Below are 18,799 nucleotides of genomic sequence, written 5' to 3'. Positions count from 1 at the left end.
TACTAAAGGGGTAGCTCCATGGCCCTCACTAGCTTTTATGATAGGTGTACTCGGTATGGACACATCTTCAGAAAGAGTTCCACATAGACCCGAATACCGGCTCTTCGATTCTGCAGCCGTAGGAACAGCGACATTCATTTGCCCTCCGGCCGGTGCCATTCTTCTTGCTATCAACTATGTCAGGCTGGGCAAAGCAGGCCGCGGCGTTCTGGCAGTTGTTCTCGGATTGATTGTTGTCGCACTCAACATCCTGGTGAAGCTGATTTGGAAAACCTCGTCAGGTTCTTTAGAGCGATTGGAATACGATGCCTTCGAGCTCCTGTTCTTAGGGTTTACCTGGTACTTAACGTGGAAGATAGCGAAGGAAGACCAGGGCTATGCTATATCACAGCATGCGGCACGCGGCGGCCGACTCGGTTTCGCAGGAACCGGTTTTGGCGTTGGCATCGCAACATTGGCGATCCTGGTTGTCGTGGCTGGTGCTCTTCTTTATCAGTACCAACATCGGACGACAGTGTTGATCGGTGCGAAGGACCAGGTGATCTACTCAGGCCTGGCTACACGAGGCAATGCTCTGGCTCTGGGCAACGCGCTCAAGAGCAATGGGTATCTCCAGGAACGCGGAACATCTGTCCTACTCCACAAAGGAATGGCCGCCACAACCATATCGTTTGGAGTGCAGTACGGTGTATGGAATCAGGCGGGGATACTCTCGAAATTTGAAGAGCTGACTCGGCAGGTAGTTCCAACCGTTGGCGGATTTCCGGTTCAGGTTCAACTGATTGATAGCAATGGGAATGTACAAGAGACCTCAAATGTTGGAGAGGTACATTTTGGGGGCAAAGACGCTGTCTACTACGAGGGAACTGTAACCAAAGCCGAGGCAATGGCGCTCGGCAAGCGCTTCCAGGCGATTGGCTTCCTTCGGGGTAAGGGAGCCAACATATTGTGGAGCAGGCATGATGACGACGGTACGATACTGGCGTTCGTCGTAGTCCGCGAGGTCGATGCCAAGATGGTGAGTAGCTTCGAGCAGATAGTGCGTGACGTTGCTCCCGTTGCAGGCGGGTTGCCAATTGACATGCACCTTGTCAATCCACAACTCGAAGTGAAAAAAGACGAGATGATCAAGTGAAACGGAGCTTCTTAGAAGGAAGCGGCCATCAGCAGGCTTTGCTCTTGTTCCCCACGACAACGCCGGTTGACGAAGCTTAGCCTGTCACTTGTCCGAGATGTCGGCATTTCGGACATGCGGGTTCCTTGCCTCAAAATCAAAAACGCTTATCGTACGATTTTTGACGTTTAAGTTTAGATTTCTACTAAATTGCTCTAGTCGCGGGCGCGTTTGCGGATCTCGATATTGAGGCGCTTGATCTTTTGATTCAGCGTCGATAGCGGGATGTGGAACTGCTCGGCTGCATCGGTCTGGTTCCAGTTGCAGCGCTCAAGCTTCTCGACAATGATACGGCGCTCGATGTCTTCGAGGATATCGAAGAGGCTCGCATTGGGATTGTGTTCAAGCAGGGCATCCTGGAAGCTGCGGCCGGTGATGTGGCCAGGCAGCAGGCCGGAGCCGATGAGCGGAGTGCTGGAGAGAACGACGCCGCGTTCGATGATGTTTTCAAGTTCGCGCACGTTGCCCGGCCATTCATAATCGACGAGTGCGCGCATGGCGTCGGGAGTGAGCTTGCGCGGCTCAAGGTCGTTCTCTTTGGAGAAGTGATCGAGGAAGCGAACGACAAGCAGGGGGATATCTTCGCGGCGACTGCGCAGCGGCGGCAGATCAACGGAGATTACATTCAGGCGATAGAAAAGATCTTCGCGGAACTTGCCTTCGCGCACGGCCTGGCGCAGATCGACGTTGGTAGCAGCGACGATGCGCACGTCCACCTGCATCTCCTGCGTGCCGCCAACGGGCATGAAGCGGCGATCCTGCAGGACGCGCAGCATCTTAGCCTGTGTGTCCATGCCCATGTTGCCGATTTCATCGAGAAAGAGCGTGCCGCCATTGGCTACTTCGAAGAGACCTTTTTTGGTGGCGATAGCGGAAGTAAAAGCGCCTTTGACATGGCCGAAGAGCGTCGATTCCAGCAACTCCGAGGGCATGGAGCCGGTGTTGACCGGGATGAAAGGCTTATCCTTACGCGGAGAATTGGCATGCAGGGCCTTGGCGATGAGTTCCTTGCCTGTGCCGCTTTCGCCCTGGATGAGCACGGTTGACCGGCTGGGCGCGACCTGCGATACGAGATCGAAGATGCGCAGCATGATCTCGCTTTTGCCTACGATGTTGTGGAAGTTGTAGCGCTCCTTGAGAGCACGCTTGAGGTGAATATTTTCAGCCTCTGCCTTGTGGCGGGCAATCGCGGAGCGGATATCGGCGAGCAGCTTTTCGTTGTCCCAGGGCTTCTGGACGAAGTTCTCTGCACCGGCGCGAACAGCCTCGACGACGTTATCGACCGTGCCGTAGGCGGTGATCATGACGACGGGTAACTCGGGGTAGCGTTCTTTGATCTGGGGCAGCAGTTCCAGGCCGGTCTGACCGGGGAGCGCGAGGTCGAGCAGGACGAGGTCGTAGCTGCGCGACTCCAGTGTGCGCAGGCCTTCTTCGCCGTCGATGGCCATCTCGACGGTGTAGCCCTCAAACGTGAGCAGAATTTCCAGAGACTCGCGGATGCCGGCTTCATCGTCGATGACGAGGATTCGGGCGTCGGATGGGGAGTCGTTTGTGGGGAGGAGTGATGTCTGGCTCAATTTGGATAGGACCTCAGGCATGTACGGAATTCCTTAGAAGCGGAAACTCAAGATGAAAGGTGGTGCCGACGCCGACGGTACTCTCGACGTTAATCTTGCCGGCGTGCTCCTGGATGATGCCGTAACTGACGGCAAGTCCAAGACCGGTTCCTCGACGCTCACCGGGTTTGGGCGCCGACTTTGTAGTAAAGAATGGGTCATAGATGCGTTTGAGATGTTCGGGAGCGATGCCTCCGCCGGAGTCGCCGATGATGGCCTCAACATGGCCATTGGAGACGGTGGTGACGCGAAGTTGTCCGCCCTGGGGCATGGCGTCTTTGGCGTTGAGAAGCAAATTCAAAAAGACCTGCTGCAGCTTTCCAGGATTGCCTTGTATACGCGGAAGGTCGCGGCTCAGTTCCATCGTAACGGTGATACGGGCGGTCTTTAGCTGGTGCTCGACCAGGCCCAGGGTGTCCGTAATGACCTGATTCAAGTCTGTCTCGCGCAGCTCGGTCGTGCTGGTTCGCGAGAAGTTCAATAGCCCATTGGCAATCTCAGATGCGCGGAAGGTCTGCTGCGTAATGCGTTCGAGCAGAGGCGTGAGGCGCGTGTCATCCTTCATTTGCTTGGTAAGCATCTGCGCATAGCTGCTGATGACCGCCAGTGGAGTGTTGATTTCGTGCGCAACACCGGCCGCAAGCAAACCGATAGAGCTGAGCTTGTCTGCCTGGGATAGCTGCGCTTCGAGGCTGACCCGCTCGGTGATGTCATCGACGAGAACGATGCGGCCCACAGCGATGAAGTCACGCGAGAGCAACGGAGCCACGGCGATGTTGGCTGTGCGCGCTTCACCGGCGCGGCTGGTGAGCCGGAATTTATAGAGATTGTGAACACCGGACTCGTTGCGGAAGCGGTCGAAGGCCTCAATGAAATCGGGCGGGAAGACGGCGGAAAGCGGCTGGCCGATCGCCTCTTTGCGACTGAGCGCATACATGGCTTCCATCTGGGCATTCCAGCTCTCGATGCGGTCATGCAGATCAACGGCGAGGATGCCGACGTTGATGGATTCGACGATGTTTTCGTTGAACTCCTTGAGGCGTTCAAACTCGCTGATCTGTTCTTCGAGACGTGCGTAAAGACTGGCATTTTGGAGGGCGATGCCGATGTAGCTGGCGAGAGATTCCAGCAGCTCGACATCTTCGCTGGAAAGGAAATCGCCGCCGATCGTGCGGCCCAGACCAATGACCGCGATGGTGCGTGCGATATGGCCGTCCTGAACGCGACAGGGCAGGTAGTAGTTGAGATCGAGCTGGGTCGCGGTGCGCTGTTGATCTTCAGGTAAATGCAGGGCCTGCTGCGTGTTCTCAAGGAAGATGTGCGAACCGCTGCCGGGCTCGTCGAAATCGAAAAAGCCAAGATTGAGTGGGGTGTTCCCTGAAGCGATATCGACGGCCATGCCGTGGGCTGCGGCAAGATGATATGCGCCTGGAGTTTCGGCGAGGAAGACAGCAACCTTGGAGACAAGCAGGGTTCGCGGAAGCCGGTCGACGATGGAACGCAGCAGGGCATCGAGATCTGTTTCGGAACTGAGGCCGCGGCCGAACTCAACCAGGGCTTTGCGATAGTCGTACTTATGACGGTCAAATACTTTGTCGACCCATGTCTGAAAGCGGCGCTTGAGTGGATCGAAAAGCTGCGCGGTGATGAGGATGGTTACGACCAGGCCCCATTCACGAACGGCCTCGGGAAGGTGGGTGTGGACCTGCTCGGAAACCAGCGCGATTCCGCCGAAGTAGACGCCGACAAGCGTGCCGGTGGCCAGGGTGTAGGCCACGCCGCGCTTGAAGATGAGGTCGGTATCCATTAGCCGGTAGCGAACAATCGCCCAGCTAAAAGTCAGCGGCAGAAAGACGAGTGAGAGGCCAGCGATCTTTTGCAGAATGCCCGGAACAGGAATGCCCGTCAGGAACGGAATCGCAAAGAGAACAGTGAAAGGCAGCACTGCGAGCATGGTTCCGCGCGTGAGCCACTTGAGCTGCTGACGCAGAAGTGGAGTATTCGCGCGTGAGTAGCTGCGCAGAAAGAGGATTGCCGCGAGCACGAAATACGTAGCGTCGTAGGCGGTGGAAACCTGATCGAGCTTGAGCCGGAGTGCGAAGGTAGCCTGCCAGAACAGAAACGCAGTGAGATGCAGGCTGACTACGCCAAATGCCGGCGCGTAGAGGATCGGCAGAAGCCAGCGGCGGTTCCAGTGTGCCAGGCGCTCTTCGGGGAAGACGAGGGCGAAGTGCAGAAACAGCGCAGGCTGCAGCGCCTCGGCTAGTATGTTGCCCCAGTAGATCGTCCAATCGAGAAAGTCGAATTTACCCGTGTAGCGAAACGTATTCAGAGCAAACGAAACCAGGCAGAAAATGTAGAAATGCATCGCCCTGGGAGCAGTCCAGCGGCGGAAAAGAACGTATAAACCGATGGCCAGATACACCAGCCCGATCACGCGCGTGAACTGGCGCAGGCTGGTATCGACTGGCGCGAGGTAGACGATAACTGGCGTATCGAGCGAGATGCCGCTGCGGGTGATGCTGTAATTGGCTTTGCCGTATACGTCGATGCGCTTGATTTCGCGGGCGTAGTCGGAACCGATCTCGATGGGCCGATCGTTGATGGCGGTGAGCAGATCGTCGCGCTCAATGCCAGCCTGAGCACCGGGGCTTCCGGCGAGAACGTGGGTTGCGATCAGGCCATTCTGCGCTTTTCCGTGAGCGATGGTTGTAGTTTCTGTCCAGGTGACGCCGTCGTCGGGTTGCTGGTATCTGGCTTCCTGCTGAAAATTGAAGACAGCGAGCAACGCAAGGGCCGCTGTAACCAGGCCCAGCACTGTTGCGACGACTCTGTTATATAGACTTGTCTCCATTAGGGGAGCCTTGAACTGACGATTCTATGCACGTCGATGGCCACCTTTGTATTCGTTCCCATGAACTCCATAAGAATAGAGGCAACTTATTGAAAAGAATACGACTATTGACTTAGATCGGTTCCAAAGGTCACTAAGCTGCAAAGAAAATAAGAATATTTCGATAGAAATCGATCAGATATATATGGATAATGGGATTATGATATGAAAATGTAGATATGTTTAATCGGTTCTTCTAATTCGGAGATGGTTTTTCGATGTGGTCTATTACCAGAATTTCGGTCGGCAGCTCTACCGGTTCCAGCTTTAAGCCAAGCGACTCTATATTCCAGTGGCTGGAGCGACCATCATCGCTATCTAACCTTGTAAGTGCAAAGTCGAATTTGCCAGTCAAACCTGTCCTATCTACTACAGGGATTCCTGATAGACCCGACAGGTTTGCAGCTAGAGATGCCGTGGAAGTGTGGAAATAAGTTGTGATGGGTTGTTCCGCACCGGGCATAATCGGAACCATCATACCGCCTTCTGAAATTTTCAGCGCATCCGAAGGAACTGTTGTGCCTAGCTTCGATTGCTTCAACTTGTTCAAATTCGGTCCGTGCTTACCAAGCACCAGTGCATAGCCTTGAACTTCCTTTGGAGTGTGATGGACTACGAGCTTACATCTTTCGGCCAGAGCAGACTGCAACATCGCCTGCAGCATTTTGTTCTGAACCATGGGATTAAACTGTTCCGTCAGCTTTTGCCACTCTGCCAGATCGGGCTGAGCTACCTTTCCTTCGAAGTAATAGGCGTCGTTCCATAGCCAGCCAGGTCCTCCCAAAATCTGATCCCTGGACTGATATGACCGAGGAAAGTACGCCTCTCCGATGGTAAAGGCCAGCGGCAAGTTCCTTGCGCGATATCCATCCGGTAAGGGCTCCATGCTTTTAACGCCATCGTTGTTGCCTGGCCGGATAGAAACCACATCGAAGGTCAGCGCCGGGACCACTGTGGAAACTTTGTCTGCGGTTTGTGCTGCATTCGTCCCCGCGCTTGACTGAGCAGTTGCAGCAGGATTGGAAACAGTGATCCATGCTGTCGCGAGGAACAAAATGGCTTTGAAAAAATTAATAGAGAGTGTCAGGCGGTTATTTGGCATGAAGAGAAGCCTCCATCTCACGCACAGAGTAAGATACATTCCTAGATTTTGGGCTTAATTTAAAAAAGGAATGATTTGCAAAGGCCCTAGCTAACTTCGAGTTCTAGTCTTTGGTCTCCAGGTTTTGGCCGTAGGTGGCTTTGGGGCCGTGTTTGCGCTGGTAGTGGTGTTCGCTGACATGGGTGGCCAGGCCTTCGGAGGGTGCTCCGAGGGTGACTGTGCGGTAAGCGAGGCGGGCGATGTATTCAAGCAGGTCGGCGTGTTCTACGGCTGCCGCTGCGGTCTTGCCCCAGGCGAAGGGAGCGTGGCCTGCTACCAGGACTCCGGGGACGGCCATGGGGTCGAGCGATTGCTCCTGAAAGAGGCGGGAGATTACTAAGCCGGTGTTTTGAACGTAGGCGGATTCTACTTCGGCTCTGGTCAGCGAATCCGTGATGGGGATGGGGCCGTGGAAGTAGTCGGCGTGGGTGGTGCCGAGGCAGGGGATGGGTTTGCGGGCCTGCGCCCACGCGGTTGCGAATTCGGAATGGGTGTGGACTACGCCGCCGATCTGGGGAAATTCGCGATAGAGCAGTAGATGTGTTTCCAGATCACTGGAAGGATTCAGGGTGCCTTCGATGATGATTCCATTGAGGTTGCATAAAACAAGGTCGGCGGGGGTCATGGTGGCGTAGGCGACTCCGCTGGGCTTGATGGCAACGATGGGTTCCGCTCCGGAACCGTCGAGCCCTGCGCGGTCAATGCCGCTGGCGTTACCGAACGTGTGGACGGCGAGGCCGCGACGGGCGATTTCCTGATTGGCCCAGAGAACCTGGGAGCGGAGTTCGGGAAGGAGCATTGAACCTCGTGCGATGGCAGCCTAAATGGCAGCGTGAATGAGAAACCGTTTTCTGAAGCAGTTTATCAGTATGGATGTCGCGGATGTACAGGGCGGATTTCTGGCCTCGAATGTGAAACGTCTAACGATAAACGCCAGAGTTCGAGAGTTTTCGGGACGGATTTGCGGATTCTTCGACAGATGTAAACTTGGTCTTTGAATCGCCGTCTACCCTGTTGATGGCAACCACGAGTACAGCACTGGAGAGTATGGGCAAGTACGCGGCAGCCGAGGGTGATGCGTCAGCGTCAATCGGCATGGCGGAGTTCGCCGAGGTAGCCGGAACGTATCGTCCGCAGATTTTCCGATTCCTGCTCGCTTCGCTGCGAGATGTGGATGCGGCCGAGACGTTGACCCAGGATTGTCTTTTGAAGGCATATCGGAACTGGGCGAGTTTTCGCGGCGAGTCGAGTGTGCTGACCTGGCTGTTGCGGATTGCGATCAACCTGCAGAAGGATCACTGGCGCAATCGGCGGCTGCAGTTCTGGAAGAAGACCAGTACCAATTCTGTGGATGCGGCTGAGGCGAGTTCATGGCTGCCGAGTGGTGAGTCTTCGCCTGAGATGCAGGTGCTGGCGCGGGACCAGGTGCGACTGGTCTGGAAGGCTGTGGAGAGACTAAGCGAGCGGCAGAGGACGGTGTTCATGCTGAGGCACGTTGAGGAAATGGACATTCATGAAATCGCGGGAACGGTTGGTTTGAGTGAGGGAACGGTGAAGGCGCATCTTTCACGGGCGATGGTGAAAGTGCGTGCGGAACTGGGAGGCAGATCATGAGTTTTGAAGAGCAGAAGAATCAGGTTGGAGATGCCGAGGTTGAAGCGGCGCTGAAGAGTTTTCGGACGAGCATACATGCATGGAGCGATGAGGAGTTCACGCGCGCTCGACCTGTTGCTGTATCCACCCGCGTTGGAGCGGGCTGGATGCGGAATTCGATTGCCGGTTGGGCGCTGGGCTGCGTGATTGCAGTGGCTGCGGTGGGCGTGCCGGTATCGGTGCATCATCAACATGTTGTTGCGGCTGAGCATGAGGCCGCGGTGCAGGAGCAGGCTCGGCTGGAGGCTGCGGCTGAGGCCAGCAAGGCGGCTGGAATTGAGGTTGCGAGTTCTGTCAGCGATGAAGACCTGTTGAGCCATGTGGACAGCGACATTGCGCAGGCGGCTCCGGATGCGATGCAGCCGTTGGCGGATCTGATGAGTGAGACGACCAAGAATTAGGGATTGGCAAGAATCAGTTCGAGTCCTTGTTTTTGTAGTGGTTTTGAATCACGTTGGGATGACCTGTTGTTTTAATCGGCTCGTTGTGAAGTCTGCTTTTGTGATTTGAGTTTGCGATGCGAGAACGACTCGCTAAATTCTGGGCCAGGAAAACAACATTGAATTCGGAGCTTTGAAGATGATCGTTATGACAAAAAAGACAATGACTTGCGGGTTGGCAATTGCCGCCCTCTGGGTTGCGGGAGCCGCAACGGGTTTGGCGCAGGGGCCGGATGGGATGCCGGGGATGGGTCCGCATCATCCTCCGATGGAGCGGGCGATGGGGCATGGCGGCGATCATGGCCGCTGGTGGAATGAGCCTCGGGCGATTGAAAAGCTGAAGCTGACGGATGCGCAGCGCAAGTCGATGGATGACATCTATCAGCAGCACCGGCTGAAGCTGGTGGATCTGCACGCGACCCTGGAAAAAGAAGAGTTGATGATGGAGCCGTTGATCCGCGCGGACCAGCCGGATGAGGCGAAGGTTCTGGCAGAGATCGACAAGATTGCGCAGGCGCGGGCGGAGTTGGAAAAGGCCAATGCACGGATGCTGCTCGGATTGCGCAGGCAACTGACTCCGGAACAGTGGAAGCAGTTGGAGGCGGAGCGGACGGCAAGGCATGAACGCCGCGATCAGGATGGGGACGGCCGGAGAGAATGGCGTCGGCCCGGTGGCCAATCCGGTGGTCCGGGTGCTGGCCAGCCTGGCAGTCAGGGAGGTCCGGACGGGAATAAGCCAGGTGCAGGTCCGGGAGAATCGGGACTCGGATCAGGACCAGCACCAAGCCCAGGTCTGGATAGTGGATCGGGCATGGAGTAGTCGTTCCGTAGCTCAGTCATTCAGTCGTTCCAAAATTCAGTCTTTGGATTATGTAACCTGCGGTGGTTTGGACTGAGCCGCAGATTGAGGATTTGCCGCATCGGGCATGGTTACGGCCACAGTTTGATGCGGCAAAGAGGAACTCTTCAGGTGAGACTTAGATCTCCCGGAGTTCCGCAGAGCAACACAGAGCAGAGAGCATTGCGGTGGCTTCGGCCACCGCTTTTTTTGAAATAAGAGCTCAATTATGCAGATTTGGCTGTTGCCGGAGGGTAGACCAATCTGAAACAACGGTTCCAGGCCGTTGTGGCGTTGTATGCCCGGAAGACTGTGGCATAGTTATTTGATAAACCAAAATGATTCAGATTCCAGCGCAGGCTGAAAAAGGAGGTGCCGAATGTCGAGCCGCCCAGCGCCGACTTTGAAGGTGTTGCTTCTGTTCTCGGCAGCCTTCGTTTTTCTACACGTGCTGAGCTTCTTCGTGTTTCCCGGAAATGTGATGGCGGCGTCCTACCCGTTCCTGATTCTGGGGCCGATCGCTGCGTTGGCCGCCTGTTGCTGGCGGGCGATCAACGGCGAGGCACTCGTTCGGCGAAGCTGGATACTGGTTTGCATCGGTTTCCTGTTGTGGAATGTGGGCATGCTTGGGTCGGCGTGGGAGGATGTTTTTCAAAACGCCCCGGTGAAGTCTGCGTATTTCTCCGACTTTCTGTACTTTGTTTACGGAGCACCTCTGCTGTTGGCGATCTCCTCCCCGGCTGAGGATCAGGGCATTCGCGTGTTCTTCTGGCTTGACGTTATTCAGGTAGGCATGACGGCTTACCTGAGTTACGTCGAGATTTTTTCTGTGGCTCCGTTTCTGGGTGGCGAGACGCATCCGATGCCGGAACCGCTGGTGCTGCTGACCTATAACATCGAGAATCTTGTGTTGGCGCTGGTGGTGTTGCTACGCCTGGTGGCGAGTCCCAGGGGTGGGGATGAGCGGCGGTTTTACACGATACTCGGCAGCTTTTTATGGCCCTATTGCGGGATTATCTGGTTCTACAACTGGGTCGTGGTGGCTACTGAAAATCATGCCGGGTTCTATGACCTGTTGATCGATCTTCCTTTCCTTTTGTTGATGGTCCTGGCTTTGCGAGATTCCGCTCGCGAGAGTACGGGTGAGTTATCGAAGAAGAGCTCACTGGGGCTTTTCATCGACAATGCGAGCCCCATATTTTTTACGCTCGCGATGCTTGCTTTGGGCTTCGTGATCATGCGGGAGCACTTCTATATCGGCGTGGCGGCGATCTTATCGGCGCTGTGTATTTACGGCATCCGGGCCACGTTGATTCAAAGCCGTTTCATGCAGGCGCAACAGGCTCTGCAGGAAGCTAGGGACAGGCTGGAGGAAATGTCTCTCAAGGATGGGCTGACCGGGGTTGCCAATCGGCGGTGTTTTGACCAGACGCTGGAGTCGGAATGGAATCGAGCGAATCGATCCTATCATCCGATTTCGCTGTTGATGGTGGATGTCGATTACTTCAAAAATCTGAACGATACGCATGGACATCGCGTGGGTGACGGCTGCCTGAAGCAGATTGCGACGGCATTGAGCTCGGTTCTTCCGCGTAAAGGGGATCTATTGGCGCGCTACGGCGGCGAGGAGTTTGCAGTGATTTTGCCTGCGACCGACCGCATGGGCGCAGAGGTGATTGTGGAGCGGATGCAGGCGGCTGTCCGGGCATTGAATATAAAAAATGTAACGTCGATCGGCCATTACGCCACGGTGAGCATTGGAGTGGCAGTGTTTAATTTTCCGCAGGAGTGCCCGGCAACGGCCCTGGTGGAAGCCTCGGATCGCGCGCTCTATCGGGCCAAGGAGAATGGGCGCAATCGCGTCGAATTCGCTTCGACCGAGCCGTTGTTTGGGATGTAGCTTTCCTGGCGCCGGTTTTTAGATCAAGGCATATTTAGTTCAAGATTGGTTCCAGTTCGGAGATCAGCAGGCGCAGGTCGCGGAGATTGTGGCCTGTGTGGCCGGTGACGACTGAATCTCCAAGCGAAGTGAAAAGAGGGCAGGCGTTGAAGCTGTCCAGTTCTTTCTGCGGCTGATAGCCAAAGGCGGTTGCGCGGCTGATGGTGGTGGTGTCGGCGATGGCTCCGGCAGAGCGGGTGTTGCCATCAATGCCATCGGAGCCTGCGCTGAAGACGAGTAGCTGTTCGCCGGGATGCTTTGCCAGATCGAAGGCGCATTCAAGAGTGAACTGCATGTTGCGGCCACCGGCGCCGGGGGTGCGGTCGATGGTTACGGTGACCTCGCCTCCCGAGATGAGGCAGCAGCGGGGATGCTCGGCGCGAAGGGCGTGAAAGCGTTCGAGAAGATAGCGGGCTGCGTCGGCGTAATCCCAGTCGTCACAGGCGTTGTCGACCACGGTAAAGTAGCCGGCTTGTTCGGCGCGGGTGCGTGCGCTCTCGACGAGATCGTGGCTGGAGAGCAGGACTTCAAATACGGAATCGCGGAAAGCATCGACTTCCTGGGCCGGAGACGGCTCCGTTTTTTCTGACCACGGCATACGTGGCAAAAAGGGCGCCAAACGATTCTTGATGCCGAGGGATTCGGAGATGTCTTCGCCATTGGGGCGCGGGTGGGTAAAGAAATCGCGGACAGCGGGCGTGAACTTAGCGAGGAGATCGTATTTCGCGAGGATTTCGCGGACTTCTTCGGAGGTGGTCAAGTCGGGCGAGGTTGGGCCTGAGGCCAGCGTGTCGAGGCTGCGCAGGGGAACGTCGGGAAGCAAAATATTGAACTTGGTAGCTTCGGCGGCGGCGAGCGCCAGACGGCCCGCTTTGACGGCGGAGAAATGCTTCCGGATGGTATTGATTTCAGTAATGGGAGCGCCGCTGCCGATGAGCGCGTTGTGGAAGCCGATGGTGTCTTCGAGGGTAATAGCGGGGTCGAGTGGGAGATCGAAGAGAGCGGATGAGCCGCCGGAGATAAGGAAGATGACAAGGGTGCGTTTGTCGGCTTTGCGGAGCAGCGCAAGTGCGGCGCGGGCTGCGGCAAAAGAGTCGTCGTTGGGCAGGGGATGGCCGCCCTCAAAGTAGCGAAAACGCCAGTTGCGCTGGGTGGGGCTTTCGGTGCTGCAACAGATGCCTCGCAGCCCTTTGCGGCGCTTCATGCGCGAGAGCAGGGTGTCGAGCATGGGCAGGGCAGCTTTGCCGATGGAGATGACCTGGATGTCGCGGTAGTCGTTCAGGTTGAGGACGGTGGGTCCGCTGCCTTCAGGCATGAGCCGGGTGAGGACTTCGCCGGAGCCGTCGTCTGTAAAGCGGATGCGGCGGTCGAAAGCGGAGTCGATGTTGCAGGCGTCGAGTGCGTCCTGGAAGATAGCGGTGGCGGTCTCGTGCAGAGACTCTAGCGCGTGTTCGCTGGCGGTCATTGCGCTGATTCTCCTGAATTTGGAGTCATAAGAAATGTCTGCTGAAGCCATTGGCGAAGAGCAGCCTGCATGGGTTCGAGCTGGCCGACAAAGAAGTGGTCGGCGTTGGGGATGAGTGCAAGTTGCTTTGGTTCGGAGGCGGATGCAGCGACGGTGCGGAGCTGGTCCGCAGGGGCGTACTGGTCGCGATCGCCGCTTAGGAAGAGTTTTGGGAAGGTCAGGCTGGGCAGGAATTTGTAGCTGTAGTCGCGGCCCTCGGCGTGGGTCGGCAGTCCCAGTGCGGCAAAGCCAGCTATGCCGGGATAGTCGATCGTGGCCTTAAGGCCCATTGCCGCTCCGAAGGAGAATCCAGCGGCGACGATGGGCTTGCGGTATTCAGCGGTGAGCCAGTCGAGACCGGCGCGGACGTCTTCGAATTCGGCGTGGCCGTTGTGTTGGCCTTCGCTCAGGCCGGTGCCGCGGAAGTTGAAGCGGAGGACGGGCCAGCCGAGGGAACTGAAGACTTTGGCCGCATGGTAGACGACCTTGTTGTGCATGGTGCCGCCACCGAGCGGGTGGGGATGGCTGATAAGGGTAACGAACGGGGCGCCAGATGGGGCGTCGGAACTGCCTTCATTGGAACTACCTTCATTGAGCAGGGCTTCAAGGCGGCCCGCCGGACCGGCCAGGTAGAAGCTGCGCAAAGTAGTCGGAGCTGCGGGGGCGGGAATGGTGTCTGACATCTTTGGGGAAATTGCGTTCCTTCCCTCGAAAATCGGTTTGTCTGGGCTTGCGTTCATGCCTGTTCCCATTTTAAGCATAGCGGCTGCGGTATTCTGGCTTCACTATGCTGAATGCTCCTATTACGCCTAAAGATAAAGTGGCAGGTCTCGCCGCTATTGACCCAATTCTGTTGACAAAAGAACTTGTGGGGATCGAATCGACTACGTATCACGAGGGCGCGGTGGGGGATTTTCTGGCTGATTTCCTTAGCGGACGTGGGTGGGTGGTCGAGAAGACTGCGGTGCCTCAGCCGAAGGAAAGTGGGCGTGACGAGTCGCGATGGAATGTCTACGGAGGGTCATCCGATGGCACTGCGGAGCTGGTTTTTTCTACGCACATGGATACTGTGCCGCCATTTATAGGGTTTAGCGAGGATGCGGATTTCATTTATGGGCGCGGGGTCTGCGATGCGAAGGGAATTATTGCCGCGCAGGTAGCGGCGGCGGAGCGGCTGCGTGCTGAGGGATATTCCATAGGGCTGCTCTTTGTTTCTGGCGAGGAGCGGGATTCGGCTGGGGCGAAGGTGGCGAATGAAAGCCCCAAGGGCAGCCGTTTTTTGATCAATGGTGAGCCCACGGATAATCGGCTGGCGCTGGCTTCCAAAGGCGCTCTGCGAGCGGTACTGACTTCGAAGGGGAAGATGGGGCATTCGGCTTATCCGGAGCTGGGTGAGAGCGCGGTTCACAAGCTGGTGGAGGCGCTGAGCAAGGTGTTGGCCGTGCCGCTGCCGGTCGAGGAGGGAATCGGCGACAGCACGCTGAATGTGGGGCAGATCCAGGGAGGCCGCGCGCCGAATGTGATCGCGGACCATGCCGAGGCGCAGTTGCTGATCCGTCTGGTGGGGGATTCGTCGAGCACGAGGGCGGCAATTGAAGAGGCGGCTGCCGGATTGGCAGAGGTGGACTTCACGCTCGAAATTCCGTTTGTGAAGCTGCGGTCGGTCGAGGGATTTCCGACGATGGTGGCCAAGTTTACGACGGATATTCCGCAATTGACCAACTGGGGTGAGCCGCTGCTGCTGGGGCCAGGATCGATCCACGTGGCGCATACGCCGCACGAGAAGCTGGCTAAAAAGGAATTGCTGGAGTCAGTGAATTTATACGTTGAGATCGCTAAGCGCTTGCTGGGATGAGGTTTAGATTCAATCCGTATGCTAAGCACCATGACGTTGTCATGGTGCTTAGTTTGTTGCCACTGATCCAACTGGTCCAACTGATCTATTCGAGACATCGCCTGATTGTTTAGGGGATATAAACTCCGGGGATATTACGAGAATCTGTGCTTGCAAAAGAGTACAGCTCGTTTTGGAGGATCTCGATTATGCAGTGGAAAAATGTTCTTGCGACTTTCCTGATTTGTTTGCCGGTCGGCGCGATAGCGCAGGTTGCTCCCTCGGCCAAAGTGAGGGAACTACCGATTGGAATTGGGGTCGGTTTTTCGCGGTACGATCTGGATTACGGGCCCAGCCGGTACATGGAAGGCCTGGTAGTTAGAGCTGGCGTGGGACTGTGGCGCGGTGTGGGCGTGGATGTGAGTGCTCGCACGATTTTTATGAACACACCGCCGGAGTTGACGCGCATGCAGCAGAATACCTTTCTTGGCGGCGTGTATTACGAAGGGCCACAGATGTATCACTTCCGGCCGTTTGTGAGGGGCGCGGGTGGCGTGGGAACAATTGAGTTTCCATCGAAGAATCCGCAGTATACGCGCGATACATACACGGTATACGCGCCGAGCGCTGGTGTTGAGATCCCGATTACGCGCCAGGTTTACGCACGCGGCGAATACGAATATCAGTTCTGGAAGGATTTTCAGAGTACGAAATATCTGAATCCCCAGGGGTTCACGATTGGCGTGACTTACTACCCGCATGGGCTGCGTTCGCGACGGCATCCCGAGTTATAGTTCGATATCGGTCGCTGTGAAAGAATCCCATATCTTCCCGATTATTTCTCGTTGGAATTGACGAGTAGCCGGGGAGATATGGGATTTCTATTTGTGAAAAGCGATAGGTGATCATGCGGGTACGGTTGGGAACGTTAGAAGATGTGGATGCAGTGATGGCGCTGGTGCGGCGCGTGGTGCCGCTGATGCGGGCGAGCGGAAACCTGCAGTGGGACGATGTTTATCCGAATACAGAAGTCTTTGAGAGGGATGTGGATCTGGGCCAGTTGTGGGTAGCGGAAATCGATGGGCAGATTGGTGGCATTGCGGCGATTACTACGGATCAGGAACCGGAGTACGCCAATGTCGGGTGGGACTTGTCTGAAACGGCCATCGTGGTTCATCGGTTGGCAGTCGATCCTGACTTTCAGGGAAAGGGAATTGCGGCGGCGCTGATGATGCAGGCAGAGGCTGTGGCACAGCAGCGGGGGATTGCGCTTTTGCGTGTGGATACAAATACGCAAAACGTGGCGACGCAAAGGCTCTTTCCGAAATTGGGGTATGTGCTGGTCGGGGAGATTGAGCTTAGTTTTCGTCCTGGATTGTTGTTTCGGTGTTACGAGAAACGGTTGTAGGCCGCAGCAGATTCCCTTCGGGAATGACAGACAGAACGGCAAGGGCAACAGCAAAGGCAGAAAGGCAACGGCGGTTTCTTCGTTCGAGAGCAAGCGAGTACGCTCTGTGGATGAGAGAGCACGGGTCGGCTGCGGTTGTATTCTCTAGGGATGAGTGGTCACGATTCTTCGGTTCCTTCTTCAGTTAATTTACTGGATCAATCTGCTTCTTCTTACCTGCGGTCTGCGCGGCATCAGCCGGTGCAATGGCATGCGTGGGGAGAGGAGGCTTTTGCGCGTGCGCGTGCGGAGGACAAGCCGATTCTGTTGGATATTGGCGCGGTCTGGTGTCACTGGTGTCATGTGATGGATCGCGAATCGTATGAGAATGCGGAGCTGGCGGAGATCCTGAACAAGTATTTTGTCGCGATTAAGGTGGATCGCGATGAGCGGCCCGATGTGGATGCCCGTTACCAGGCTGCTGTTTCGGCAATCAGCGGGCAGGGTGGCTGGCCGCTGACTGCGTTTCTGACTTCGGATGGGAAGCCGTTTTTTGGTGGAACGTATTTTCCTGCGGACGATCGATACGGACGGCCGGGGTTCAAACGGGTTTTGTTGACGATGGCCGATGTGTGGCGCGAGAGGCGCGAAGAAGCGCTGGAATCGGCAGGCAGCGTGATGGCTGCGGTGGAGCAGAATGAGAGCTTTTCAGGGCGCGGCGGAGAGCTGAATCACGCGTTGGTGGCCAAGATTGCCGAGTCCGTCCTGAAGCAGTTTGACGCGCGCAATGGCGGGTTTGGATCGCAGCCGAAGTTTCCTCATCCTGGAGCGCTGGACCTGTTGATCGAGGTAGCAACGCGGACGCTGGGGATGGGTACGGGTGGCGAACAGGCGCGGGATGCAGCGGTGTTGACACTCGAAAAAATGAGCAAGGGTGGAGTGTATGACCAGCTTGCGGGCGGGTTCCATCGATACTCGGTGGATGAGCGCTGGGTGGTGCCTCATTTTGAAAAGATGCTCTACGACAATACCGAGCTGTTGCGGAGTTATGTGCATGCTTTTCAGAGCTTCGTGAAGCCGGAGTTTGCCCTGACGGCAAAGGAGATTGTTGCCTGGCTGGATTCGACAATGACGGATCGCGAACGGGGTGGATTTTATGGTTCGCAGGATGCGGATATCGATCTGGACGATGATGGCGATTACTTTACATGGACAAAGGCTGAGGCCCAGGCGGCGCTGACTGCGGAGGAGTTCGCGGTGGCGGGGCGCTATTGGGATATCGGCGATCTGGGGGACATGCATCACAATCCGCAGAAGAATGTCTTACATGTGAAGTACGCCGTAGAGGATGTGGCGCGGGAGGCCGAGGTTTCGGCTGAAAGTGCGTTGGCGTTGTTGACGGCGTCGCGGACGAAGCTGGTTGAAGCTCGTGCGAAGAGGCCAACTCCGTTTATTGATCAAACTCTTTATACGAGTTGGAATGCGATGGCGGTTACGGCTTACCTGGAGACTGCGCGGGTTTTGCGGATGGATTCGGCGCGGGATTTTGCACTGAAGACTTTGGATCGGCTGTTGGCTGAGTCATGGGATGGCGGCAGGGAACTGGCGCACGTCATCGCCTATCCGGAGACGGTTGCTGTGGCAAGGGTTGCGGGCAATCTGGATGATTATGCGTTTACGGTTCATGCCTGTGTGGATGCGTGGCTGGGCACGGGAACGATTGGATATTACCGCGCTGCAATGACCCTGGCTGAGGCTATGGTGGAGCTGTTCTATGACAGGACGGCCGGGGCGTTTGTGGATACCCGGCTGGATGAGGATGAGGCGGCCAAGCTGGGAGCGTTGACTGCGCGGCGCAAGCCCTTGCAGGATTCTCCAACGCCTGCCGGGAACCCGACGGCTGCCAGTGCGCTCTTGCGGTTGGAGGCTCTTTCCGGGAAGGTCGAGTTCCGCGAGATTGCCGAGGATGTGCTGGGGTCGTTTGCGGGGATTGTCGAGCATTTTGGCTTGTATGCCGGGAGTTATGCGCTGGCGCTGGATCGGCTTCTGCTCGATCCGGTACAGGTCGTGATCGTCGGAACCGGAGTTGAAGTCAGCAAGCTTGAGGCTCTGGCTGTGGCTCGGTTTGCAGTGAACAAGACGGTGATTCGGCTGGAGGCAGGGCAGCTTTCAGCGGAGAATCTGCCTGAGGCGCTGGCTGAGACAGTGGTCCATGCGCCGGTTCCGGATGGGGTTGAGGCGTGGGCGCTGATTTGCAAAGGGCGTAGTTGCCTGCCTCCGATTGTGGACTCCGAGGCTCTGCTGGATGCGCTTGAGGGGTCGGTTTAGAGCATTTTTTCTAATAGGTATATTCTGCGCAGCGGCTGATAGTGTGGCTTTT

Annotated in this window: 15 protein-coding genes; 9 read left to right on the top strand and 6 right to left on the bottom strand. The window is 56.4% G+C overall.

Annotated elements, in window-relative coordinates; translation table 11 throughout:
* Nucleotides 1–55 precede the first annotated feature (55 nt).
* Nucleotides 56–1,135 (top strand): hypothetical protein, encoded by a 1,080-nt coding sequence (locus tag OHL19_RS12475; RefSeq protein ID WP_263358027.1) that lies wholly within the window; start codon nt 56–58, stop codon nt 1,133–1,135.
* A 194-nt stretch (nt 1,136–1,329) separates the two neighbouring features.
* Here the strand turns inward: OHL19_RS12475 and OHL19_RS12470 are convergent, their stop codons facing one another.
* The 4 genes from OHL19_RS12470 to araD form a co-directional block, all read right to left on the bottom strand.
* Nucleotides 1,330–2,772 (bottom strand): sigma-54-dependent transcriptional regulator, encoded by a 1,443-nt coding sequence (locus OHL19_RS12470; protein ID WP_263358026.1) that lies wholly within the window; start codon nt 2,770–2,772, stop codon nt 1,330–1,332.
* Nucleotides 2,765–5,644 carry an ATP-binding protein gene (locus OHL19_RS12465; RefSeq protein ID WP_263358025.1) on the bottom strand — a complete coding sequence of 960 codons (2,880 nt, stop codon included), beginning with the start codon at nt 5,642–5,644 and terminating at the stop codon, nt 2,765–2,767. Before OHL19_RS12465 ends, OHL19_RS12470 begins: the two co-directional genes overlap by 8 nt.
* A gap of 235 nt (nt 5,645–5,879) precedes the next feature.
* Nucleotides 5,880–6,785: a TIGR03435 family protein gene (locus OHL19_RS12460; RefSeq protein WP_263358024.1), complete on the bottom strand. Its 906-nt coding sequence runs from the start codon at nt 6,783–6,785 to the stop codon at nt 5,880–5,882.
* 103 nt (nt 6,786–6,888) lie between these two features.
* Nucleotides 6,889–7,623 carry an L-ribulose-5-phosphate 4-epimerase AraD gene (gene araD / locus OHL19_RS12455; protein ID WP_263358023.1) on the bottom strand — a complete coding sequence of 245 codons (735 nt, stop codon included), beginning with the start codon at nt 7,621–7,623 and terminating at the stop codon, nt 6,889–6,891.
* A 248-nt stretch (nt 7,624–7,871) separates the two neighbouring features.
* Between araD and OHL19_RS12450 the strand changes: the two genes are divergently transcribed.
* The 4 genes from OHL19_RS12450 (at nt 7,872) to OHL19_RS12435 (ending at nt 11,655) form a co-directional block, all read left to right on the top strand.
* The gene (locus tag OHL19_RS12450; protein ID WP_263358022.1) at nt 7,872–8,438 is read left to right on the top strand and encodes an RNA polymerase sigma factor; all 567 of its coding nucleotides are present in this window, start codon (nt 7,872–7,874) and stop codon (nt 8,436–8,438) included.
* Entirely contained in the window at nt 8,435–8,878 is a 444-nt protein-coding gene (locus OHL19_RS12445) for a hypothetical protein (protein ID WP_263358021.1), read from the top strand. The genes OHL19_RS12450 and OHL19_RS12445 overlap by 4 nt, the downstream gene beginning before the upstream one ends.
* Nucleotides 8,879–9,065: 187 nt before the next feature.
* On the top strand, nt 9,066–9,737 hold the full coding sequence (locus OHL19_RS12440; protein ID WP_263358020.1) for a Spy/CpxP family protein refolding chaperone: 672 nt from the start codon (nt 9,066–9,068) through the stop codon (nt 9,735–9,737).
* 397 nt (nt 9,738–10,134) lie between these two features.
* Nucleotides 10,135–11,655: a GGDEF domain-containing protein gene (locus OHL19_RS12435; RefSeq protein ID WP_263358019.1), complete on the top strand. Its 1,521-nt coding sequence runs from the start codon at nt 10,135–10,137 to the stop codon at nt 11,653–11,655.
* A gap of 34 nt (nt 11,656–11,689) precedes the next feature.
* Here the strand turns inward: OHL19_RS12435 and OHL19_RS12430 are convergent, their stop codons facing one another.
* The gene (locus OHL19_RS12430; RefSeq protein WP_263358018.1) at nt 11,690–13,159 is read right to left on the bottom strand and encodes a glycerate kinase type-2 family protein; all 1,470 of its coding nucleotides are present in this window, start codon (nt 13,157–13,159) and stop codon (nt 11,690–11,692) included.
* Nucleotides 13,156–13,881 (bottom strand): alpha/beta hydrolase, encoded by a 726-nt coding sequence (locus OHL19_RS12425; RefSeq protein ID WP_263358017.1) that lies wholly within the window; start codon nt 13,879–13,881, stop codon nt 13,156–13,158. Before OHL19_RS12425 ends, OHL19_RS12430 begins: the two co-directional genes overlap by 4 nt.
* A gap of 104 nt (nt 13,882–13,985) precedes the next feature.
* Between OHL19_RS12425 and OHL19_RS12420 the strand changes: the two genes are divergently transcribed.
* The 4 genes from OHL19_RS12420 (at nt 13,986) to OHL19_RS12405 (ending at nt 18,747) form a co-directional block, all read left to right on the top strand.
* Complete coding sequence (locus tag OHL19_RS12420; protein WP_263358016.1) at nt 13,986–15,053, top strand: M20/M25/M40 family metallo-hydrolase; 1,068 nt, start codon at nt 13,986–13,988, stop codon at nt 15,051–15,053.
* A gap of 188 nt (nt 15,054–15,241) precedes the next feature.
* Nucleotides 15,242–15,826, top strand: coding sequence for a porin family protein (locus OHL19_RS12415; RefSeq protein ID WP_263358015.1), 585 nt, complete (start codon nt 15,242–15,244; stop codon nt 15,824–15,826).
* Between the two features lie 113 nt (nt 15,827–15,939).
* Nucleotides 15,940–16,440: a GNAT family N-acetyltransferase gene (locus OHL19_RS12410; protein WP_263358014.1), complete on the top strand. Its 501-nt coding sequence runs from the start codon at nt 15,940–15,942 to the stop codon at nt 16,438–16,440.
* A 150-nt stretch (nt 16,441–16,590) separates the two neighbouring features.
* Nucleotides 16,591–18,747 carry a thioredoxin domain-containing protein gene (locus OHL19_RS12405; RefSeq protein WP_263358013.1) on the top strand — a complete coding sequence of 719 codons (2,157 nt, stop codon included), beginning with the start codon at nt 16,591–16,593 and terminating at the stop codon, nt 18,745–18,747.
* The last annotated feature ends 52 nt before the right edge of the window (nt 18,748–18,799 follow it).

The organism is Acidicapsa ligni, assembly GCF_025685655.1.
GTDB lineage: Bacteria > Acidobacteriota > Terriglobia > Terriglobales > Acidobacteriaceae > Acidicapsa > Acidicapsa ligni.
This window is presented reverse-complemented; position numbering and strand designations above follow the sequence as displayed.